This window comes from Enterococcus haemoperoxidus ATCC BAA-382, from assembly GCF_000407165.1.
GTDB classification, from domain to species: domain Bacteria; phylum Bacillota; class Bacilli; order Lactobacillales; family Enterococcaceae; genus Enterococcus_L; species Enterococcus_L haemoperoxidus.
On the sequence record NZ_KE136479.1, the window covers coordinates 1,460,794 to 1,483,787 of the forward strand.

Below are 22,994 nucleotides of genomic sequence, written 5' to 3' on the forward strand. Positions count from 1 at the left end.
GCTTTCTTCGTTTTGTTTAAGCTGAAATTCCGTTTATCTATCAAGCTCCATAAACAGCTACTTCCACATCTTGTATAATTACAGGTTATGTACTTTAACTGTTGATTTTATGTAAAAAACAATTATTGCAGCAACTATCGGCCGCTGCAATAATTGATTACACCAAATTGTTTAGTTGCCTGCTGGAGGCGTTGTTGGTGTTGTTGACAAAGTCCAAGTTATTGTAGACTTATATTCTTCTTTTGCATCTTTCTTAGAGTCTGCAGGGACACTAAGCGTAACGTTAGGGTTTCTGTCAGTAGCTGTTAAACTAGCTGGTGTACCATTATTAAATACTGCTGCCCATGAACCCATTCCTTGATCTTTTTTAGCTACAATAAATGGCTTAGCTTCTGAAGTCAACGTGATTTCTGTATTCAAGGTAGATGGCTTAAAGTCTTTTCCATCAACTGGTTTTACTGCGGATGAAAATTCTGAATGACCTAATGTTAAAGTAGCTTTTAAATCTGCATTTTTATCTACTACAGTTCCATTAAATGGAGTAGCTGAGACTGTCAATTCCCACCCATCATTTGTACCTCTATTATCTGTAACTTGTACATAATGCGGAACATATTTTGATTGCACAGGCTCTGTCACTTTACCAGTTTCGTCTAATAAATTAACTTTTGGATACAATGGATGATATTTTGCTGCATTCCCTGACATCATTACAGTTCCAAACTTAAAGTTCGGTGCAAAATCAACTCTTAAAGGACCTTTAGTCCCAACTGAACCTTCACCAGTTTCTGGCTTGATTCCATTACCATCAGGGTCCATTGGATCAATCGTATTTCCTTCGTTACTAGCATCTTCGGATTCTGATTGAAATTTAACTGTTGCGTCAGTTGTAGGCGCTGCAACTTGATCAGCGAACGCTGGTGATGCGGCTCCTAAAATAAATGTACTGATTAATAATGCAGATGTGATTGTTGTCTTTTTCATAGTAAACTTCCTCTTTCCTTTTTTAAACTTTTTTATTATTTGTTTATTCCCCTATTAAGGTGTAACTTCTGGTGTAACTTCTGATTTTTCTGGAGCATCCACTAATGTCCATGTTAATACCGTTTTATAAGCTACATTTGCTAATTTTGCAGTATCACCAGGGATAGTTAAAGAAACACTTTTTTCTGCTTGTTCATTAGTATCTCCCAATGAATAGTGCCAAGTTCCCATTCCCTTACCAGCAGCTGCATTCACAACTGTTACAGCTGCTGCACCTGGAGTAAGTTTTTGTTTAATACCTAGTGGAGCAAATTCTGATCCTTTTTGCGTAGACTTCAATGTAGGATTATCTAATGTAAGTTGTGCACCTGTAAGTTCTGTAACTTTATTATTTGCATCTTTGGCTTGGAATTGTGTATCTTGTTTAAGTTGCAACTGCCAACCTGCATTTGTTCCGCGGTTATCTGTAACTTGAACATAGTTTGGCACTTTTTTTGGTTCTACAATATCTTTTAACTTAAGTTCTGCTAATTTTGCATGATAAGTAGTTGTATTACCAGATACTTTAACAGCGCCAAAATTAAGCTTTGTAATATAGTCAATCGTTAAAGGACCAACCATTCCAGTTTCTCCTTCACCAGGCTTTTCAATTTCTTCACCACCAGGTCCAACGGGCGGTGTTACTTCTGTTTCATTTTGTTCGAATGAAATTTCTGCTTCCGAGTGCACTGGAGATTGAATCGTCACTGGCGGTTTAACTTCGTTTCCTCCAGTCTCTGTTTCTGCAAAAGCGGGTAATGTTCCTAGTAATAAACTAGCAAATGTTACTACACCTGTAGTAGTCAATACTGTATTCTTTTTCGATATCATGTTTTTTTCTCCTTTGAGTTTTTATATTGGTGTATCAATCAACTCCCAAGTTAAGGAAGTTGTATAGTTACCTTTCTTTTTTTCGGCCGACCCAGGAACTCTGACTTGTATGCTTTTTTTGCTTTCTTCTTTATCTTTACCAAACATAATCATCCATGTTCCTTTCCCCGTCGTTTCAGTCGACCGAGATACTTCTGTTGGTTCCATACTATCAGGATCCAATCGAACACTTTCTATGGCAATGGGTTCTTTTCCATTGTTTGGCGAAAATAGCGTAATATTGTTTAGTGATATTTCCGCACCTTTTAGTATATGTGCTCCATTTTTGAGTTGGCCATTTTGTTTGACTGTTAAACGCCATCCAGCATCTTTGCCTCGATTGTCAGTCAATTGTAGAAAATTAGGAACTTCTTCTTCCGAGCCATCTGCCTTTTTTTTAATCTTTGTTAGTTTTGCATAATAAGTATCATTTTCCTTTGATCCCTCATGTTCTCCAAAAATAACATGAGGAGCAAAATCAACACTTAGTGGACCCGATGTTCCTGGTTGAACAGGTATCGGTGAAACAATTTCAGTTGACTCATCAGGTTCTCTAGGATCTATAGGAGGGGTAATATCCGTATTCTCGGTATAAAAAATTTCTGCTTCCGATTTATTTCCTATACTGCTATCAGCAAAAACGGATGGCGTTTCAATGCTGATCCCCCCCAGCAGTATAGACAGTAACACAATAAATTTTCTTCTTGTCTTTTTCATTTTTTCCTCCCCTCTCATTACGGTCCATTCTCAAGTGTCCAAACTATTTGAGTAGAATATTCCTTGTCTGATTGAACACTTCCAGGCAGAACATTCAACACCACTTCTTTGTTTTTCTCTTTCGTAAAGTCCACTTGAATGAGACCATTGTTTAATTTACTCGGTTCATACATCGGCGTATTTAACTCGTTTAGTTTCGTATCAACCACCTCATCTGTTTCATACGAGCGATAGACTAAACCACTAGCTGAAATCAGACCGTCTTTTGTTTGCAGTGGCTGGTCCACCTTTGCTAGTAAACGCCATTTATCTACATTAAACCGAGTATCATTTATAGACAGGCTCAACTTCTTTTCTGAAGGGACAAACTGCTCTTTCGATGCAATTGTTTGAGTGCCAAATGTTAATGTGTCCATTGTTTGATCAAACGCCAAACTTCCCTCTAGCAGCGTTACTTTAAATACTCTTGTCAAACTTCCAATCGTAACCGTGATCGAATACACACCAGGTTCTTTTTTTAAACTTCCTTGATTATAGACAAGTTTGTCGTTGATCAGTTCACCTTTCCCTAAGTCCCAAGCCTCGACCGCGCCATGTTTTAAAATAAACGCTTTTTGTTCTGCCGCCGTTTCCGGTAAATCAATCGTTAAGGCTGAAAAATCATCGGCTTTCAGTAAGTTGTTACTATCCATCGCCGTTAATTTATCTTTTACTGTAATCGGCACAACGACAACGAGTGAATTTTTTGCTTTATCAGTCAATGTGATTTCAGCTGTCTTATATCCTGTCTTAGAAAGATCAGGAGTTTTGGTTAATTTGATGGTTAAGTCGGCCGTTCCAGCGTTATCTGAAATGTTTGTAAGCATTTTATCTATGGCTGGCAACTTATCGCCCAGCGTTAACGCTTGTTTCACCGCTTCTGCTTTAGGGGCTGTGGTATCTACTACAACTTGGTCATCCGAGGCATCACTAACATTTCCTGCGGCATCGGTTGCGGTAACGTAATACGTTTTATAAGGAACAAGTGGTTTTTTAGCTTCCGGTATAACCAATGAAAACTGGCCATCCGTTCCGGCTGTTCCTGTTAGGAATACAGTGTCATCCGATTTATCATACATCGTGACCGTAGTGCCTGCCTCCGCTGCGCCAGAGATCGTTCCCGCTTGGTCTTTGATTGTATTCAACTTCGGTTTCTCTGGTGGGACTAGGTCTTTCACTTCTCGAGTTTGAGAAGTGGTTTTCCCTCTTAACATACTGGTCACCGTAACCTTCTCATCTTCTTTAAAGTACTTCCCTTCTGGCAATGAATAGCTGAAATTTCCTTCCCCATCTGCTCGAATTTGGTATTTTTTTAAATCATCCGCTACTTCCGAGCTTAAGGTTCCTACTGGAAAAGCACTACTTCCCGAAAAATGGACAAAGGAATTTGGATAGGTTTTTCCTTTAATGGTATGACTTAGTTCGTTTTTCGGATCATTGACTAATTCAGTTGGAATCGTCAAACTCATCGTAATTTTGTCCAGCAACGCTTGGGCTTTAGCAAGTTCTGTAAATAGTTCCTTTTTAGTCGTTGTATTCAGAATCGTTTCAATTGATTCTTTTACTTTATCAATTTCCGCTTGCGTCGATGATAGTTTTAATTCTGTATGCGTCGTATCTGTGAATAAAGCTTCAAGACCTTTAATTGATTCTCCAATTCCTTGATCTAAATCAACGAGGGATAGAGCCCAATTATCCAAGACTGATTTCGATCCGCTTAGACCCGAAAGGCTAAAAACAAGCGTCATTTCTTTGGTCGTTGCCTTAACAGTTTTTCTGATCGTTGTACCAATATTATCAGGACGTTTTTTTAATTCGCTGTAGTCTGAATAAACAGAGACCGGATTATTTACATCTGAATTTGATAGCCAATCTAAGGCATAGATTACTTCTTTACCCATTTCAGACGATGAACGCATTGTAGTTGAAAGTTGATAATAGTGTCCAGGAATTGTACTAATTGTAGTTTTTACAAGAGCAGACCAATCACGAGCACCACTGTTAGAACGAATCTCTACCCTACTACTTTCCGCATATGCATACATCAGAACATTCCCCCGTTCATCCTTAACAAGAGAAGCAGACGGTGTTCCATTCCAAGTACTGTTTAAACTCCAAGGTTCATCCTTAGACTTAGTATACCCTTCGAAATCTTTTATCAAATTGTACTTTGAGAGAACAGTTTGGTCTGTTATTGCTGGAGGAGATTCTTCTACTCTCGTTTGATAGTTGGCATTTTTCTTGTTTTCTTCTGCTTTCAAAACTGTTTTTACTTCCGTCTTTAAATTAAAGAAAATTGTAAAGACCGCAACCCCCATAATAAGTACTGAGAGAAAATACCATTTCTTTTTATTCATTATTTTTCCTCCTACTTTTTTTGCAATAGCTTATCGCATTATAGGATTTAAAACTGAGCATTTTTCTATTTATCTTCCCCTTTTCATTATTCTAGACAAATTTAACCTGAACTAATCCAGTTCCTATTTTTCTTGGATCATATTCATTTTTTACTTTTGTCTATTCCAGTTTTCAGAAAAAGAAATTAGATATATGCGCTTAATAAAACTGTTTAGACTGGTAACAGATACCATTTTTTTATTCTTCAACCATGAATAAACCTGTTAAAATTAGACAGCCCAAAATTAGGTACAAAAGATTCTTTATCGTTCCAGTATTAGGTAAAAACCTATCTAACCCAGACTTAGTTATTTTTTGTGTAACTGTCTCTGAAAGTTCTTTCTTATTACTTGGTGGTTATTAGTACTAGTCTGTGATGTTTCACTTGTGCTGCTTTCGATTTTTGAACTTGAAGTGGAATCACTTCCAGTAGCTACATCAGTATTAAAAGTCAAACCAATTTCTGTATCATAGTTTGCCGCTTTGGAAACCTTAGAAAACTGAAACAACGATATCACTATAAAAATGATACTTAGGAAAATCAAACCCCTTTTTTTCATAGCTCCCCCCTTTTTACTCCCCGACATTCCCAACTCAAAAACACAATAAATAAATTTAAAAGATATTATTTATAGATATTAAATGCAATTCGGAGATTTCGATTAATTTTTTTCTCTTTCGTATTACTTTATTATCATAAAACATAAAGTTTTCTTTTGAAAATCCAAAACTGAACACATTTCAGTTCTTTTTTAGATAAAATAACATTCATTCCGTTCTATTAATAACAAAAACAAGTTTTATGTTAATAAAAAATAACAAATATAAAACAAATACAAATGATTTCATTGCACCTGTAATTGACTTTGCTTTTTTTCTACTCTATAATTCCACGGAAAACTACTGGAAAAGGACGTACATGAATGGAATTTTTTTTAAATGATAAAAACAAGAAAAAATTAGAACTTTTTAAAGAATTAATTTTTAAAGATAGTGAAAAGGTTTCTTTCACTTACCTCCAACATTACTTAGATATCTCTTTAAGCACATTGAAGCGATATTTTAATGAATTAGAATCTGATATTCAAAAAAATGAAGATTTAAAAATGATTGATTTTGAAAGAAGCACCGGCAGCTTTCAATTAAACAATCATTCCCATTTTAAAATTGATTATCTAATAGTACATTTACGACTTCATTACTTAAATGAGTCTTTACAGTTTAAAATCATTTCTAGTATTCTTACCCGAAGTTATTTAACAGCAGATGAACTTGCGGATGATTTATTTGTAAGTATTCCTTATTTATACAAACAAATAAATGCTTTAAATGAACAACTTAAAAGTTTTCATATAAAAGTAGTTTTTCATTCAAATGAAAATTTATGTGGTGAAGAAAAGCAAATGAGAATGTTTTGTTTTTATTTTTACTGGAACGCCTATCGAGGTACTATTATTCCTTTTGAATTTGAACTTAGTTGTGTGTTCACCAGTCCAGAACTGATAGAAAGCTTGGAGAAACGCTACCCATCTTCTGTTATCAAACGAATAAAATTAATGTTAGGAATTACGATCATGAGACAGTATAAATTCCCGATAAAATTACCAGACGAAATAAAAAGTATACTCAAACCCTTTGAAGTAACCACGGAAATTTCAAGGCTTGTTAAAAGATACTTTATATCAGAAGATGAGCATTTATTTTTTAATTTAATGCTTCGAAGTTTCATTTCAGATATTGATTCTTCACAAGAAAAAATCAGTCTTTTTGATAAGTTTCCAAGATCTTCCTCTTTAGTATTCTCAAGTGAATTGCTAGTTAATGAATATGAAAAAAATTTTTCACCTTCAACTTCTATGACTCCTAAGCAAAAATCTAGTATTTTTTATTATGTACTAATTGGATTAGTTCATTCTACTTTTTTTGAAATCAATCCAATGTATTTTTTTAGACAAGTGATGATCAATGAACAAGATAATACAGAATTTTTAAAAAAGTATTTAAAACGACATCCAAATAATTTTCGTTTCTACAAGAAATTTAGAAAAGATCACCCTGAATTTACAATCGATTCTACCTTTAATTTTGGTATTTGCATGTTGCTTTCAATTTTGACGGATATGTTTTTGATTCCTACTATCTCTATTTACATTCAATACAGCAGTAACAATTTTGGCACAGTTTTTATAAAAAATAGGATTCTAACACTTTTTAATGCTGAATCAATTACTTTTACAAATCAAATAAGTGAATCGGATATAGCTATTATAGATAATTTTGAAGTTCACGCAGAAAAGGAACAACAGACTTTTTTCTTTGTGAACAGTTTTTTAGATGAGCGAATGTGGCTCGAATTGATTATGGTTATTCAAAAAAAATTATTGAATAGTGATTAATATGTGCGATCATTTCCTTTTGAAAAATAAAAAATAACGAAACTAAGCAGGTCTGCTTAGTTTCGTTATTTTTCTGTCATTTTTAATTACTTTTCATTAATTCAGTTACATACGCCACTGTATCAGGTTGTTCCGCCTCGATCTTAGTGATAGCCTGTGAAAAGTTCGGCAAATGGTCTTTATGTGCAATCAATAGTTCATCCAATAATGTTTTAGCCATTGTTCCTCCTGGAACTAATGGGTTAATTGTAAATGCATGTAATGCAGCGCCATAGTCTCCATCGATAGCTGCACGAATTACAGTTTCTTCCATGCCTTTCATCACTTGAATAATTCCACGCGCTGCTGGTGGGAAAGCTCCCCAGTTGTATGGTTCATGTCCATGTGCAGTTACAGGTCCTGACACCTCTACAACACAGTCATATGGCAAATCAGTGATTGTTCCGTTATTTTCAGTAGAAACAACCATATCTGTACGTTTATCATTGTGAATTGATGCAATTAGTTCACAAGCTGCATCACTGTAGTGAGTACCACCACGTTGTTCTAATTCTTTTGGTTTATAGTCTAAATTTGGATCTTTGTAAAGTTCAAACAAGCGAGCTTCAGTTTCTTTTACTACTTGTGCTCTTGTTTCCCCTTTTTCAAATTCTTCAATCGAATGTTTCAGCATCTCATCTTCGATATAATAATAACGATGGTAACCACAAGGTAACATGCCTAGATCTTTGATTTGTTCATAATGAAAAGGTGCATTATGAATATTTTTCAAATGACTTTCGGAATCTTCTTGCGGCCCATAAATCAAATCAATCAACTCTTGTGTTCGTTCATTTCCTTGTTTGTCCCAGACACGATGCCAATGGAAGTGATTGATACCAGCAAATTTGAAGAATAAATCATCTTCAGGAATACCTAATTTTTCAGCTGCTTGTTTTCTGTGACCAATCGGTACATTACATAACCCAGCTGTTTTTTTCCATCCGCCATGTTTGATAGCCGCTTCTGTAACCATGCCGGCAGGATTAGTAAAGTTTACAAGCCATGCATCGGGACATAATTCTTTCATATCTTCAATGATTCCAAGGATGACAGGAATCGTACGGAAGGCTTTAAACATCCCACCTGCTCCATTTGTTTCTTGTCCTAAAACACCATGAGACAACGGAATTCTTTCATCTTTGATACGAGCATCAAGTAGTCCTACTCGGAATTGTGTTGATACAAAATCTGCATCTTTTAAGGCTGCACGTCGATCTAATGTTAAGTGAACTTCCCAATCTAGACCAGCCGCTTTGACCATTCTTTTAGCCATTGCACCAACTGTTTCTAATTTTTCTTTCCCTGCTTCAATGTCTACTAACCAAATTTCTTTAATTGGTAATTCATCTTTTCTTTTAATATATCCTTCGATCAATTCTGGTGTATAACTTGATCCCCCACCAATTGTTGCGATTTTCAATGCTTCTCTTGTCATGTGTTTCCCTCCTGATTTTTTGTTCAGAATATGTTCTGACATCGTTTACATTTTCATCATAATATGTGGGAATGTTCCCATGTCAAGCTCTTTTTTCAATTATTTTATGTTATACTTAAAAGTGAAAGAACTTATTCAACTAGCGAGGTATTATAATGACCACAATTATTGATGTTGCAAAAAAAGCCCAAGTATCGAAGTCTACAGTTTCTAGAGTCATTTCTGGCAATGGATATGTCAGCCAAGAAAGTCGCAAAAAAGTTTTAGAAGCAATGGAAGCGTTATCCTACTCTCCTAATTTGATTGCACGAAATCTTCAAAGTGGTGAAACAAAAACAATTGGCTTTCTTGCTCATGGTTTTATTGATCCTTTAGGTGTTTTTCTTGAGAGTTTCATTTCTATTGCAAAAAAGTATAACTATTATGTAACACTCTACTTTACAGATGGGGACAGGAAAAAGGAAATCGATGCCTTAAACCAAATGAAATACAAGCAGCTAGATGGCGTTTTTATTTTTACTAGAGCAAATAAATGGGAATTTATCGAACCTTATAGTCTGTTTGGTCCAATCGCCACTTGGCATCGGATTGATTCTGAACGAATCTACTCGTCATATGTCGATCATTATTCTGGCTACTTGCGATCGCTGAAGTACCTTTATCAGCGAGGCTATCGATCCATTGGTCATGTGTTAGGGAATTCTGAAAATTTAAATACAAAAGCTCGTTTAAAAGCCATTGATGATTTTCACAAAGAAAAAGATATTCCTATCAAAAACGAATGGATTTTCCATGATAAAACAAGAATTGACAACGGACGAACTATTGCTCAGTTATGGCATGAAATGACTAATAAAACGGATGCAATAGCTTTTTATACCGATTCAGTTGCAGCAGGCTTTATTTCTGAACTTCAAACATTAGGTTACTCTATCCCAAAAGATGTTGCTGTGATTGGTTTTGACAATAGTGAAATCAGTCGTTTGATGCACATTACAACAGTAGACTATTCCATTAAACGTCAAGCTGAAAATTCGTTTATTTATATTCATAATCAGTTAAACGCTGAGAAGATCCCAGAGCAAGAAATGAGTGTATCGTTAGTTGAAAGAAAGACTGTTCCAATTCGAATCCAAAGAAAAGAGCAATGAAGAAAACCTCACTGCTCTTTTTTGATTACTTAACTATTTTTTACGTTCGTTTCTTAAAATTGAAATCGATTGTTTTAGCGATTTCAATACACCGCCTTCGCTATAAACCAATACATTTGACTTGTAGAGTTTTGCTGAAAACATCGTTAATAGAACGCCGAAAACCACAAGAATCAAAACAGAAATCATAGCTCCTGTATTAGTTACAGTCTCACTCGCTAAACGAATTGGCATAATAAAGGATGAAATCAGCGGGATATATGAAGATACTTTGATCACAATATTTTGCGGATCAGTCGTTCCTAACGAAATCCCGATGAAATAGCCAATCATTGCGATATAGATAATAGGCTGAACCGCTTTAGCTGTATCTTCTGGTTTTGATACTAGCGAACCGCATAGAGCCGCTAATACTGAATAGACTAACACACCTAACACAAAGAAAGCGAGTGTGTAAAATAAGAAACTGCCAAAAATATTAGCTGAGGACAAGCCCTCTAAAAAACCTTTGACCATATCTAGATTTTTCAATTGTGAATAACCGATTCCGATAGCTGCAGCATAAATGACAATTTGTGTAAGAGCAACTAAGATAACTCCTGTCAATTTTCCATAAAAGTGAGTTTGAGCTTTCGTACTGGATAAAATAACTTCCATAATTCGAGTCCCTTTCTCAGAAGCGATTTCTTGTGCAATAATTGAAGCATATGTGATGATGATCACCCAAAGAATGATCGTTATGACGAATGACATCGCTGACTGGATGGCTGTATTGTCTTGCCCTGTTGTCATTTTGCCATTATCATCAAAACTAACTTTTGTCTTTTCAAAATTAGCTGGTTGGCTCAAACTTGCTAACTGTTCCGAGTTTAAATTCAATTTACTTGCATTCAACGAGGATTGAAGCCCATTGAGCATTTGTCCCATCATTAATTCGGTCGTTGTCCCCAAAGATGATTCTGCATATAATTTCCCTTGAATTTGCTCTGTCTTAGTCTCCAAGACAAGAAAAGCATCTAAATCTTTATTTTTTAATTGCTTTTCAGCATCTTTTTGCGACCCAACGACTTTAAATGTATAATCATCTGTCTTCGACTTAGCTAACTGTGTTGATAGTTCCTGACTATCTGAAACAAGTCCAACTTTTGTCTCTTCAGAAAAGCCACCTGCTAGTGAGCCAGCGATATAAATTATTCCCATAACAAGAAACGGAACCAAAATCATAATAACAAAAGAAGCAGATTTTACATTTTTTTTATAAACATCACTTGCTATAATCCAAAATTTACTCATTTGGTTCACCTGCTTTCATCTTGAATATCTCTTCCAAAGTTGGCGGCTGTTGATTAAACATTGGAATATAGCCAAATTGGGTAGCACGAGCAAAAATTTCTTGTCCAGCTTTTGGATCGTTCAAGGTTACTTCAACGACACCATCCCCTCTTCTTACTGCCGATTTTACGCCATCAATTGCTAAAACGTCTTCTGGATTCAAGGGGGATTCTAAAAAGACTTTCGTCCTACCGAAGCTTTCACGGATTTCATGAACTTTGCCATTTAGCACCATTTTTCCACTTCTTAACATTACAAGATGATCACATATTTTTTCAACATTATCCATATTGTGACTAGAGAAAATAACACAAGAACCTTTTTCTTTCAATGCAATAATCCCATCTTTTAAAAGTTCCGCATTGACTGGATCTAAGCCACTGAATGGTTCATCTAAAATAACCAACTTTGGTTCATGAATCAGTGTTGCAATCAGTTGGACTTTTTGTTGATTTCCTTTTGAAAGTGATTTTACCTTATCTGTCTTTTTTCCTTTGACTTTGAATTTTTCCATCCATTCGTCGATTTTAGGTTCAATTTCTTTTTTCGTTTTTCCTCTTAGCTCAGCAAAATAAATCAATTGTTCTTGAATGGAAACTTTAGGGTATAAGCCGCGTTCTTCTGGTAAATAGCCAATATCATTATAGTCTTTTCCACTCAATTGATGCCCATTCCAAAGTACGACACCACTGTCTTGCGTTAAAAAATCTAAAATCAAACGAAAGGTTGTTGTCTTCCCAGCACCATTTTGACCGATCAATCCAAGTATTTTTCCATCTGGAATTTCAAAAGAAATATTATCTACTGCTGTGTAGTCCCCAAATGTTTTAACCAAATTCTTTACTTCTAACATTACCCATCCTCCTATATTCAAATTAAATCGACTTTTTATAAAAAAGTAAATTAGCCGTTTTATTGGTAAAAAACGTAAATCCCCCTTTACAAAGTTTACCATGTGGTCGCACTTTTTAATATAGTATTACAAGTAACTTCTCTAGAAATCACTAAATATTCAGACAATTATTCTAAAAAGCTCTCCTTATAATTAGAAAAGAAAAGCTAAACTCACCTAAGTAAGTTTAGTCTTTCTGTTAATTAACCGACTATTGAGGTTCATCTTTCAAATCGGATGTTTCTTGATGCAAGTGATCATAAACATTTTTAGCAACATTTTTCGGTAAACCTGACGCATTTAATTCTTCAATCGAAGCAGCTGTAATATTTTTTAATGATTTAAATTGTTTTAATAACTCTTTTTTACGTTTTGGCCCTAATCCTTCAATATCGTCTAAACGTGAAGCAAAACTATTTTTACTTCGTAATTGCCGGTGAAACGTAATTGCAAAACGATGGACTTCATCTTGAATACGCTGTAACAAAAAGAACTCTTGTGAATTTCTTTCTAGAGGAACGATATCCAAATTAGGACCGAAAAGCAATTCACTGGTTTTATGCTTATCGTTTTTAGCCAATCCTGCTATTGGAATATCTAAGCCTAATTGATTATCCAACACTTCTTTTGCTGCATCGATTTGACCTTTCCCGCCATCAATCACAATCAAATCTGGAAATGGTAGATTCTCTTTTAAAACACGTGAATAACGGCGATAAATCACTTCACGCATCGAAGCATAATCATCTGGACCTTTGACTGTCTTAATTTTATATTTACGATATTCCTTTTTATCTGGGCGTCCATCGATAAAAACAACCATTGCAGAAACAGGGTCCGTTCCCATAATATTTGAGTTATCAAATGCTTCAATTCTCACAGGCGTCGGAATATTCATCGCATTCCCTAATTTTTCCACAGCACCAATTGTTCGTTCTTGTTTACGCACAATTAGGTCAAATTTTTCCTGCAAAGCAACGGTAGCATTTTTACCAGCTAACCGAACTAATTTCTTTTTTTCTCCCCGTTGTGGCTGTAAAACCTTAGTTGAAAGCATTGCTTCCACACTAGCGACATCGATATTATCTGGAATCAAAACTTCTCTTGGGATAAAGTGTTCATTTTCTTGATAAAATTGTCCAATAAAGGTCAAAAAATCTTCTTCTTCTTCATTATAAAAAGGGAAAATTGAAACATCTCGTTCAATCAATTTACCTTGTCTGATAAAAAATACTTGGACACACATCCAACCTTTATCAACTGCATAACCAAAGACATCACGATCAACTAAATCTGCATTTGTCATTTTTTGACGTGTCATGACCGTTTCGATTGCTTTGATTTGATCACGATATTCTGCAGCTTTTTCAAATTCCATATTTTCTGCAGCTTCATTCATTTTTCTTTGTATTTCTTCTTGAATAACTGGGTGCCCACCATTTAAAAAACTTTTGATTTCAGCAACCATTTCAGTGTAAGTGGATTTAGGTATATCAAAGACACATGGTGCTAAACATTGTCCCATATGGTAATAAAGACAAACCTCTTTCGGTAACACTCGGCATTTTCTCAGAGGAAAAAGACGATCCAGCAAACGTTTTGTCTCATTTGCTGCACCAACATCTGGGTAGGGACCAAAATATAGTGCTTTATCTTTTGAAACTTTTCTGGTGATCAACAATCGTGGATAATCTTCATTTGTGATCTTGATAAAAGGATAGCTTTTATCATCCTTCAACATGATATTATACTTAGGATCATTCTTGTGAATCAAATTGATTTCGAGAAGTAGTGCTTCTATATTTGATTCGGTTACTATATATTCAAAATCTTCTATCTCACTAACTAGTCGCTCGGTTTTCGTATCATGGCTACCAGAAAAATAAGAGCGGACGCGGTTTTTTAATACTTTGGCTTTCCCGACATAAATGATTGTACCATTTTTATCTTTCATCAAGTAACAACCTGGTTGGTCAGGAAGTAATGCTAATTTATTTTTGATTCTTTCGTTCATAATACTTCCTTCCTTCTTTCTTGATACATTATATTATACCATTTTCTAGAAACTTAGGCATAAAAAATAGGATGAAGAAACTCTCCATCCTATTTTTTATGCTACAGATGTTTGTCAATCAATGCACGTAATTGTTCTTTAGAGTGAACACCTACAGCTTTTTCTACAACTTCACCATCTTTTTTCAAAAGTAACGTTGGAATACTCATGATTCCAAATGAAGCAGGTGTTTCTGGATTTTCATCTACATCCATTTTCGTGATTTTCACTTCACTTTCATCATATTCTTCACTTAATTGTTCTAAAATCGGTGATTGCATGCGACAAGGGCCACACCATGTTGCCCAAAAATCGATCAATACAAGACCGTTATCTGTTTCAGTTGAAAAATCTTTATCAGTAATTACTTGTGTCATATTGTAGACCTCCTACTTTTTATATCTGAATTAATTATAGCACTCGTTTACTCATTCTACTAATTTCCTGCTTACTAAAGGTAAGCATTCTATTTGAATTTTACAATCGTAGCGCCATTACCACCTTGATTCCCTGGCGCAAATTCATAACTACTCACACTACGATGATTTTTTAGGTAATCAGTTATTCCTGTACGTAAAGCACCAGTTCCTTTTCCGTGAACGATCGTGACCTGAGGATAACCTGCTAAAATTGCTGCATCTAAATATTGATCCACTTCTGCCAATGCTTCTTCATAGCGTTTCCCGCGTAAATCTAATTGATTTGCTACATGACTACTTTCACTTGAACGAACAGCCGTTACTCTTTGTGTTGGTTCTTTTTCCGGCGCAACAGGTGTCATATCACTTTCATCAACTGACATTTTCAAAATACCTAATTGAACTTGCCATTCATTCTCGCTAGACTTACGAATCAATGTCCCACGTTGTCCAAACGTATTGACGATGACTTCATCACCTGATTTTAATTTCTTTTGTTCTTTGGCTTTTTTAAGCACTTTATTTTTTTCCAAATGCGCTTCTTCTTGATGAAGTTGTGAAAGTTTTGACTTGGCATCAATCAACTGATGTTCTTTTACACCACCTTGGTTGGTACCGCTCAGCTGCATTTTGCGAATATCTGAAATAATACCGTTTGCTTCTTCTTCGGCTTGCGAAACAAGTTCGTTTGCTTTTTTTCGAGCTTTTGCCATTTCTTTCTCACGTTCGTCAAAAAAGTAACCATATGCTTCTTTCAATTCTCTGTGCAGCCGTTCTGCTTCTTCTACATAATGACGAACTTCCAGATACTCAGTTTCTGCCATTTTACGACGATTTTCTAAATCAGCAATCATTTCATTTAAATCTTGACTTTCACCATCCATGATGTGTTTTGCCTCATCAATGATTGTCGTCTCTAATCCTAGTCGCTTTGAGATTTCAAATGCATTACTGCGTCCTGGAACACCGATTAATAAGCGGTAAGTTGGACTTAAGGTATCCACATCGAATTCCATACTAGCATTGATTGTACCTGCACGATTATAACCATACACTTTCAATTCAGGGTAATGGGTTGTCGCCATCACATAAGCACTTTTACTCCCTAACGCATCTAAGATCGAAATGGCTAGGGCTGCTCCTTCTTGAGGATCTGTTCCCGCACCTAATTCATCGAATAACACCAGACTATGACTATCTACTTTTTTCAACACATCAACGATGTTCGTCATATGAGAAGAAAATGTACTCAAGCTTTGTTCAATAGATTGTTCATCGCCAATGTCAGCGAAGACTTCATCAAAAATGCCCATTTGGCTTTCTTCACCCGCCGGAATCGGTAATCCAGATTGTCCCATTAATTGCAATAACCCTAATGTTTTGAGCGTAATTGTCTTACCACCCGTATTAGGACCAGTGATAACCACTGCCTGATAGTCTTTTCCAATAGTGATATCATTTGGAACAGCCTTTTCTTGATCCAGTAACGGATGTCTCGCTTGTTTGAAATAAATATGATTCTCTGCACTAATTTCTGGAACGATTGCTTTCAATTCTTTACCAAAACGAGCTTTGGCATTTACAAAGTCCAACTTACCGATAACGTAAGCATTATGCATAATATCATTTCGGTGTGGAACTAATTCAGCCGATAACTCTGATAAAATCCGTTCAATTTCATTGCGCTCTGCGATTTGATGTTGGCGCAAGCGATTATTCAGATCAACAATTTGTTTTGGTTCAACAAATAACGTTTGGCCTGATGCACTTTGATCATGTACTACTCCGCCGAAAACACTTTTATATTCTTGTTTAACTGGAATTACATAGCGTTCGTTTCTCATCGTTACGATTGCATCGCTTAAATATTTAGCGTTTTTTCCTCTAACGATGCCATCTAATTGTTCACGAATCGTCTGTTCACTTCTACGAATATTATTTCGAATGATTTTTAACTCTGGCGATGCTTCATCCGTAACTCGTCCATCCTCATCAACCGACTCTTTCAGCCTACGACTCAATTCAGGCAAAACAATCAATTGCTCAATCCATGTATAAAGTCTCAGTAACTCGATTTCACTATCCTGTAAATCATTAAAGAAACGAATAACTTCAGACGTCGTTGACAATACTCGTCCAACTTGTGCTAATTCGAGGCCGTTTAAGTCAGCGCCAATTTCAATTCGTTTCATGTGAGGGCGAATATTCTCTAACTTTGGGATAGGGATTCCTCCACGTAAACGCTGAATTTTCATCCCATCTTCTGTTTCTTGTAACCAAGACTGAATGCTCGTTGCATCGTTTACTGGAACTAGAAGCTCTATTTCTTCTGCCCCTTGGGCTGTCACAACATATTGAGAAATCAACTGTTTGACCTTATCATAACCTAATGTTGCTAAAATTCGTGTATTCATTTTTTCACCTTCTGTTCTTGTAAGACTTATTACGAGTGTTTTAATGACCAACTCGTACCTGTTGCATGAATTTTTATTTGATCATCTGCTCGATCCACAAATGATAGATTTGCTTAGAAAAAATCGGTGTGTCTTTAATGATATACCTTGCTAATCCACTATTTTCAAATTGTTTTTGGACAGCATCAACTGGTAACATCGATAACGTACTTAATACTAAAAACACTCCGATATAAATAACAATTAAACTTATTAATCCGCCAGCTAGCCAATTAGCTTGTTTTAATACGGGTACAAAGACCAATCCATGAGCAAAGATAGCCAAAAATCGCACGACTAACCAACCTATTGCCAAAATAAGTAAAAAAGCTATCGCACCATAAAAAGCTTGATCAAGATCAAGTGTAAGTTCTTGATTGAAAAAAACTAATTTAGTATCAGCTGTTGGTGAAGGATACGGGATGAACAATTCTAGATGAGAGGCCAAACTCTTATAATACGTTTTAGCTATAAAATAAGAACAAAGATAACCAAATGTATATAAAGCTTGTAATATCAATCCGCGTCTTGCGCCTGTATAAAAGCCAATGGCTAATAGTAATAAAATGAATAATGTTAACATCCTGTCATCCTCTCAGATTATTGGTCTTGAGTGCTTTTACTTTGGATCTGTTGTTTCCGGTTTTCGTTTAAAATTTGTTGTGCTTCCATATGATTATGGATTTCTACATCTTCTTGGCCGTTCTTTTTTAAAACGCCTCTTGCTTCTTCTTCGATTGCTTCGATACGTTTGATACGATTTTCAAGTTCTGCTAATCTAATTGTCCGTTTTTTTAGTTCAGCTACTTCTTGTTCTAGGTTAAGCACTTTTTCTTGTTTTTTCAGCTGATCAGAAATTGCATTGATTGCTAACAAAACAGATGCTTGCTCATCGTTTGTTTGTGGTGAAATATGTTTGAGTTCAGCTAATTGTTCATTAACCAATTTCGTTACTAAATCCATATGTTGTTTGCTTTCTTGTCCGATGATCGTATACGTATGATCGGCAATCACAGCTTTATATCTTGTTTTTTCTTTGACCATGATAGTGTTCCCTCCTGTAGTGATCCATTACATGCTATTGTACCATGAAAGTTATCATTGTGTGTTCTCAAATAAACCCTTTCTTATTATATGCTACTAAATAGAAAAATTAAAGGTCTAGTGTTATTATTACAACTTTTATTAGATTTTTACTTAAAAAGACTTTTTTGAATGCAAATTATTACACTTAAAAAACGATAAAAATAAACAAATGGAACACATAGATTTTACTCCATGCATTCCATTATTTTTTATAGCATATCAAACAATGATAGTTGATTTTCATCTGGCAAATCTTTCAATACACCATTTTCAGTCATATACTCAATCAATGTTTTTGATACTTTTCCTCGACTTGCAAGATCTTCTTTAGATAAGAACGGTTCATCTCTTGCTTCTACAATTGATTTCGCTACGTTTAGTCCCAAACTAGGAACAGCTCTAAATGGTGCAATCAATGTATCACCATCAATCACAAAATTCTCAGCATCTGATTTATATAAATCAATCATGCCAAATTTAAAACCACGTTCAATCATTTCGTTAGCAAGTTCTAAAACAGTTAATAAGTTTTTTTCTTTCGTAGAGGCTTCCAGACCTTTGTCTTGAATCTCTTTCATTCGGGCTTTCACTGCTTCTTTCCCTTGTGACATCGCGACTAAATCAAAATCGTCAGCACGAACTGAGAAATAAGCACAGTAGTATAAAATAGGGAAATATACTTTAAAGTACGCCACACGCAACGCCATTAAAACGTAAGCTGCCGCATGGGCTTTCGGGAACATATACTTGATTTTCGAACAAGAATCGATATACCAATCCGGTACATTATTTTCTTTCATCGCAGTCAAATATTCTTCTCTTAACTCATCTGGTATCTTATTCCAAAGCCCTTTACGCACTGTTTCCATAATTTTAAAAGCCATACCACTATCTAAACCTGCATGGATCAAGTAAACCATGATATCATCCCGACAACCAATAACTTCGGCTAGTGTCGCTTCCCCCCGGCGAATCAACTCTTCAGCATTCCCTAGCCAAACATCGGTACCATGAGACAGTCCAGATATTTGCAGTAACTCTGCAAAAGTTGATGGATGTGTCTCTTCTAACATGCCTCGTACAAAACGAGTTCCAAACTCTGGAATACCTAAAGTACCTGTTTTCGAATATATTTGCTCTGGTGTCACGCCAAGGACTTCTGGTCCAGCAAAAATCCTCATCATTTCAGGGTCATCTGTTGGAATTGTTTTAGGGTCGATTCCAGATAAATCTTGCAGCATCCGAATAACGGTAGGATCATCATGTCCTAGAATATCGAGTTTCAAAATATTATCGTGGATTGAATGGAAATCAAAGTGAGTCGTTTTCCATTCAGAATTTTGGTCATCTGCTGGGTATTGGATCGGTGTAAAATCGTAAACATCCATATAATCAGGGATAACAATAATTCCCCCTGGATGTTGTCCAGTCGTTCGTTTAACACCAGTAGAACCTTTTGCTAAGCGATCCACTTCGGCTCCTCTAAAATGAAGATTATGGTCACGTTCATAGCCTTTCACAAATCCATAAGCAGTCTTATCTGCAACAGTACCAATCGTTCCAGCGCGATACACATATTCCTCACCAAACAAAACTTTCGTGTAATTATGCGCCTCAGCTTGATAATCTCCTGAAAAGTTCAAATCGATATCGGGTACTTTGTCTCCATGGAATCCTAAAAAGGTTTCAAACGGAATATCATGACCATCTTTAAATAATCGTTGGCCACAATTTGGACAATTTTTCTCAGGCATATCAAAACCAGAACCGTATGATCCGTCTTCAAAAAATTCAGAATGCTTACAGTTGATACAATGATAATGCGGCGCCAAAGGATTGACTTCTGTAATCCCTGTCATCGTGGCTACAAAACTGGAACCCACAGATCCACGGGAACCTACTAGATAGCCATCTTCCATACTTTTATGCACTAATTTTTGTGAAATTAAATAGATAACTGAAAACCCGTTTCCGATAATACTATCCAATTCCTTTTTCAACCGCTTCTCAACAATATCAGGCAATGGATCCCCATAAAGTTCTTTTGCACGAGTGTAACTTAAGTTTCTAATTTCATCTTCTGAACCTGGAATTTTTGGTGTGTATAAATCATCTTTGACGGGTGTGATTTCATCACACATATCAGCAATAGCATTAGGATTTTCTACAACGATTCGATGTGCTGTTTCTTCCCCTAAAAATTGGAAGGCTGTCAGCATTTCGTCTGTTGTTCTAAAATGAACTGCTGGTAAACTATGACGATTCAACGGATTAGCGCCACCCATAGAACCCACTAAAATTTTACGATAAATACTGTCTTCTTCATTTAAATAATGAACGTTTCCAGTAGCGACAACTGGTTTCTCTAACTCGTCTCCGATTTTTACTAAGTTACTAATGATTTCTTCTAAATCAGCTTCGCTTTTTACTAATTCCTGCTCAAGCAGTGGTGCGTAAACAGCTTTTGGCATGACCTCAATATAATCATAAAATTTGGCGCGATTTTTAGCTTCTTCTACCCCTTTTTGCATCATCGCTTCAAAAATCTCACCATTGGAGCAGGCTGAACCAATAATCAGTCCTTCCCGTAATTTACTTAGTTGAGAACGAGGGATTCGAGGGATTCTGAAGAAGTAATTGATATTAGACATTGAAATCAATTTAAAAAGATTTTTCAAACCAGCTTGAGACGTTGCCAAAATCGTTGCATGGAAGGGTCTAGCACGTTTATAAGAATCGCCTTCTCCAATATGCATGTTCAATTCATCATGATAATTCATATCATGATTTTCTTTAGCATCTTTTAAAAAGATCCAACATAAATGTCCAGTTGATTCCGAATCATAGATCGCACGGTGATGTTGTTCTAAGTTAACACCAAATTTCTTAGATAACGTATTTAACCGATGACTCTTAAATGTCGGATGTAAATAACGAGATAATTCCAATGTGTCAATAACAGGATTTTCTGCTTCTGGGATGTCATATTTTCCATAACTCGTATTTAAGAAGCCCATATCAAATGATGCATTGTGGGCAACAAGAATCGTATCTTTTGAAAACTCTCTGAATAAACGTAGAACTTCTTCCTCCGATTTTGATCCACGTACCATCTCATCTGTAATCCCAGTTAAATTAATTGTTGTTTGGGATAATGGATGCCCCGGATCAATAAATTGTTCAAACGTATCGATAATATTTCCTTTGTGCATTTTAACCGCTGCAAGCTCAATGATCGTATCATAGACAGCTGAAAGTCCAGTTGTTTCCACGTCAAATACGACATAAGTTGCTTCGCTTAATTCAATATGCGCTTCGTTATACGCAATCGGTACTCCATCATCTACCACATTGGCTTCCACACCATATAAAATTTTAACTCCAGCTTTTTTTCCTGCACTATGCGCATCCGGAAAACCTTGCGCTCCACCATGATCGGTAATTGCGATCGCTTTGTGTCCCCACTTTCCAGCTTGAGCAACATAATCAGCCACATTATTTGTTGCGTCCATTGTACTCATATTACTGTGTAAATGAAGTTCGACACGTTTATCGCCTTCTGGTGCATAATCTTTACGTGGTGCATGTTTGACTTCCATCAAATCTTGGCAGTTCATCACTAGATCACGCATAAAGGTATCTTCTTGAATACTGCCACGAACACGAACCCAACTATGTTTTTGAATTGCATCAAAGATTTGTTCATCTTTTTCACCATTTGAGAATTTTTTAACGATGAACGATGATGTGTAATCGGTAATCTTTAAAATCAAGATTTTTCGTTTAGAACGTAACTCTCTCACTTCTACATCAAAGACAAAACCTTCGATTGTAACTCGTCTTTCTTCTTCTAAAATATTGCCCATTGGCATGATTGGTTCATCATTTGGTATATTTCGCCCAAGACGAATCGGTCCTTCAAGCGCTGGTCCTTGTTGCTGTTGTTGTTTTTTCTTTTGTTCATGTTTGATTAGCGATTCGGCAGCTTGTTGTTGGAAAGCAGCGTCTTGTTCTTGTTTGCGTTCTTCAAATAACGCCAACACACGTTTAGCTTGCTGTTCATCCATTTTAGGTTCGATATGAAATTTTTGAAAACCATAACGAATATACAACTCTTCAATAATCGGCAAATATTGCTGTTTTAAATAAGGAATAACCGCTTCATTGTCGACAGGCAAAATAATTTTTTTATCCTCAATAATTGGTGTTTGTGTCTTTATCACACGCTGAACGAGAGGTGTATCACATTGACCATTCAATAATGCTAGCTGCCAATAGTCTCTCAATTGCTCTTCTGTAAATTCGCTTTTGTCAGCTGTAATTTTTACAGTTACACTTGCGATTTGCTGAAAAGAAAGTTCTAATTGTTGGATAAATGATTGATACAACATAACAGGTAAAATCTCAGTAAATCCTAGGTGAAATTCCCATAAGCGACTCTGTTGATGAACGACTACTTTGTCAATTCTTCCTTGTTGAATAAGTGGATGCTGCCGCTCTTGTTCATTTAATTGAATTTGATCAACTAATTTTGCAAATAACTCTTGTGCCTTTTCTTCCACTAATAAACCTCCTTATAGTAAAAGCGCAGCGAACTCATTTCGCTCAGACTGAACTAGTTCAATTCTAGTTTCCCTAATAATCTAGCTTTTATATTAAAAAACCACCCGCTTTTAACTGGGTATCTTG

Annotated in this window: 17 protein-coding genes; 2 read left to right on the top strand and 15 right to left on the bottom strand. The window is 35.8% G+C overall.

Translation table 11 applies throughout. From position 1 onward, the window contains the following. Window positions 1-171 precede the first annotated feature (171 nt). The 6 genes from I583_RS06810 to I583_RS06830 all read right to left on the bottom strand — a co-directional run bounded on the left by I583_RS06810 (window position 172) and on the right by I583_RS06830 (window position 5,606). A complete protein-coding gene (locus tag I583_RS06810; RefSeq protein WP_010761242.1) occupies window positions 172-984 on the bottom strand; it encodes a WxL domain-containing protein in 813 nt (270 codons plus the stop codon). A gap of 54 nt (window positions 985-1,038) precedes the next feature. Beyond that, window positions 1,039-1,854: a WxL domain-containing protein gene (locus I583_RS06815; protein ID WP_010761241.1), complete on the bottom strand. Its 816-nt coding sequence runs from the start codon at window positions 1,852-1,854 to the stop codon at window positions 1,039-1,041. Window positions 1,855-1,875: 21 nt separating this feature from the next. After that, the gene (locus I583_RS06820) at window positions 1,876-2,610 is read right to left on the bottom strand and encodes a WxL domain-containing protein (protein ID WP_010761240.1); all 735 of its coding nucleotides are present in this window, start codon (window positions 2,608-2,610) and stop codon (window positions 1,876-1,878) included. 17 nt (window positions 2,611-2,627) lie between these two features. Further along, window positions 2,628-5,006 carry an Ig-like domain-containing protein gene (locus I583_RS06825; protein WP_016249900.1) on the bottom strand — a complete coding sequence of 793 codons (2,379 nt, stop codon included), beginning with the start codon at window positions 5,004-5,006 and terminating at the stop codon, window positions 2,628-2,630. 238 nt (window positions 5,007-5,244) lie between these two features. Next, complete coding sequence (locus I583_RS17125; protein WP_244875453.1) at window positions 5,245-5,301, bottom strand: hypothetical protein; 57 nt, start codon at window positions 5,299-5,301, stop codon at window positions 5,245-5,247. 53 nt (window positions 5,302-5,354) lie between these two features. Next, the gene (locus tag I583_RS06830) at window positions 5,355-5,606 is read right to left on the bottom strand and encodes a hypothetical protein (RefSeq protein WP_010761237.1); all 252 of its coding nucleotides are present in this window, start codon (window positions 5,604-5,606) and stop codon (window positions 5,355-5,357) included. 363 nt (window positions 5,607-5,969) lie between these two features. Between I583_RS06830 and I583_RS06835 the strand changes: the two genes are divergently transcribed. Further along, the gene (locus I583_RS06835) at window positions 5,970-7,442 is read left to right on the top strand and encodes a helix-turn-helix domain-containing protein (RefSeq protein WP_010761236.1); all 1,473 of its coding nucleotides are present in this window, start codon (window positions 5,970-5,972) and stop codon (window positions 7,440-7,442) included. Between the two features lie 82 nt (window positions 7,443-7,524). Here the strand turns inward: I583_RS06835 and I583_RS06840 are convergent, their stop codons facing one another. Beyond that, a complete protein-coding gene (locus I583_RS06840; protein WP_010761235.1) occupies window positions 7,525-8,919 on the bottom strand; it encodes a 6-phospho-beta-glucosidase in 1,395 nt (464 codons plus the stop codon). Window positions 8,920-9,074: 155 nt separating this feature from the next. Between I583_RS06840 and I583_RS06845 the strand changes: the two genes are divergently transcribed. Further along, window positions 9,075-10,070, top strand: coding sequence for a LacI family DNA-binding transcriptional regulator (locus I583_RS06845; RefSeq protein WP_010761234.1), 996 nt, complete (start codon window positions 9,075-9,077; stop codon window positions 10,068-10,070). A gap of 33 nt (window positions 10,071-10,103) precedes the next feature. Here I583_RS06845 and I583_RS06850 read toward each other — a convergent pair whose 3' ends face one another. The 8 genes from I583_RS06850 to I583_RS06885 form a co-directional block, all read right to left on the bottom strand. Further along, complete coding sequence (locus tag I583_RS06850; protein ID WP_010761233.1) at window positions 10,104-11,363, bottom strand: ABC transporter permease; 1,260 nt, start codon at window positions 11,361-11,363, stop codon at window positions 10,104-10,106. After that, window positions 11,356-12,255 carry an ABC transporter ATP-binding protein gene (locus tag I583_RS06855; RefSeq protein WP_010761232.1) on the bottom strand — a complete coding sequence of 300 codons (900 nt, stop codon included), beginning with the start codon at window positions 12,253-12,255 and terminating at the stop codon, window positions 11,356-11,358. The genes I583_RS06850 and I583_RS06855 overlap by 8 nt, the downstream gene beginning before the upstream one ends. Before the next feature lie 250 nt (window positions 12,256-12,505). Further along, window positions 12,506-14,308 (bottom strand): excinuclease ABC subunit UvrC, encoded by a 1,803-nt coding sequence (gene uvrC / locus I583_RS06860; RefSeq protein WP_010761231.1) that lies wholly within the window; start codon window positions 14,306-14,308, stop codon window positions 12,506-12,508. 101 nt (window positions 14,309-14,409) lie between these two features. Then, the gene (gene trxA, locus I583_RS06865; RefSeq protein WP_010761230.1) at window positions 14,410-14,724 is read right to left on the bottom strand and encodes a thioredoxin; all 315 of its coding nucleotides are present in this window, start codon (window positions 14,722-14,724) and stop codon (window positions 14,410-14,412) included. 89 nt (window positions 14,725-14,813) lie between these two features. Further along, window positions 14,814-17,180, bottom strand: coding sequence for an endonuclease MutS2 (locus I583_RS06870; RefSeq protein ID WP_010761229.1), 2,367 nt, complete (start codon window positions 17,178-17,180; stop codon window positions 14,814-14,816). A gap of 73 nt (window positions 17,181-17,253) precedes the next feature. Then, window positions 17,254-17,802 (bottom strand): CvpA family protein, encoded by a 549-nt coding sequence (locus I583_RS06875; RefSeq protein ID WP_010761228.1) that lies wholly within the window; start codon window positions 17,800-17,802, stop codon window positions 17,254-17,256. Window positions 17,803-17,819: 17 nt separating this feature from the next. Next, window positions 17,820-18,263 carry a cell division protein ZapA gene (gene zapA, locus I583_RS06880; RefSeq protein WP_010761227.1) on the bottom strand — a complete coding sequence of 148 codons (444 nt, stop codon included), beginning with the start codon at window positions 18,261-18,263 and terminating at the stop codon, window positions 17,820-17,822. A 251-nt stretch (window positions 18,264-18,514) separates the two neighbouring features. Then, window positions 18,515-22,867 (bottom strand): PolC-type DNA polymerase III, encoded by a 4,353-nt coding sequence (locus tag I583_RS06885; protein WP_010761226.1) that lies wholly within the window; start codon window positions 22,865-22,867, stop codon window positions 18,515-18,517. Window positions 22,868-22,994: the final 127 nt, after the last annotated feature.

Bases quoted from the DNA above. Each gene is read 5' to 3' on its own strand.
- I583_RS06845 (WP_010761234.1), top strand. From the start codon at position 9,075: ATGACCACAATTATTGATGTTGCAAAAAAAGCCCAAGTATCGAAGTCT.
- I583_RS06825 (WP_016249900.1), bottom strand. From the start codon at position 5,006: ATGAATAAAAAGAAATGGTATTTTCTCTCAGTACTTATTATGGGGGTT.
- I583_RS06850 (WP_010761233.1), bottom strand. From the start codon at position 11,363: ATGAGTAAATTTTGGATTATAGCAAGTGATGTTTATAAAAAAAATGTA.
- I583_RS06835 (WP_010761236.1), top strand. From the start codon at position 5,970: ATGGAATTTTTTTTAAATGATAAAAACAAGAAAAAATTAGAACTTTTT.
- I583_RS06875 (WP_010761228.1), bottom strand. From the start codon at position 17,802: ATGTTAACATTATTCATTTTATTACTATTAGCCATTGGCTTTTATACA.
- I583_RS06830 (WP_010761237.1), bottom strand. From the start codon at position 5,606: ATGAAAAAAAGGGGTTTGATTTTCCTAAGTATCATTTTTATAGTGATA.
- I583_RS06815 (WP_010761241.1), bottom strand. From the start codon at position 1,854: ATGATATCGAAAAAGAATACAGTATTGACTACTACAGGTGTAGTAACA.
- I583_RS06810 (WP_010761242.1), bottom strand. From the start codon at position 984: ATGAAAAAGACAACAATCACATCTGCATTATTAATCAGTACATTTATT.
- I583_RS06855 (WP_010761232.1), bottom strand. From the start codon at position 12,255: ATGTTAGAAGTAAAGAATTTGGTTAAAACATTTGGGGACTACACAGCA.
- zapA (WP_010761227.1), bottom strand. From the start codon at position 18,263: ATGGTCAAAGAAAAAACAAGATATAAAGCTGTGATTGCCGATCATACG.
- trxA (WP_010761230.1), bottom strand. From the start codon at position 14,724: ATGACACAAGTAATTACTGATAAAGATTTTTCAACTGAAACAGATAAC.
- I583_RS06820 (WP_010761240.1), bottom strand. From the start codon at position 2,610: ATGAAAAAGACAAGAAGAAAATTTATTGTGTTACTGTCTATACTGCTG.
- I583_RS06840 (WP_010761235.1), bottom strand. From the start codon at position 8,919: ATGACAAGAGAAGCATTGAAAATCGCAACAATTGGTGGGGGATCAAGT.
- I583_RS06870 (WP_010761229.1), bottom strand. From the start codon at position 17,180: ATGAATACACGAATTTTAGCAACATTAGGTTATGATAAGGTCAAACAG.
- uvrC (WP_010761231.1), bottom strand. From the start codon at position 14,308: ATGAACGAAAGAATCAAAAATAAATTAGCATTACTTCCTGACCAACCA.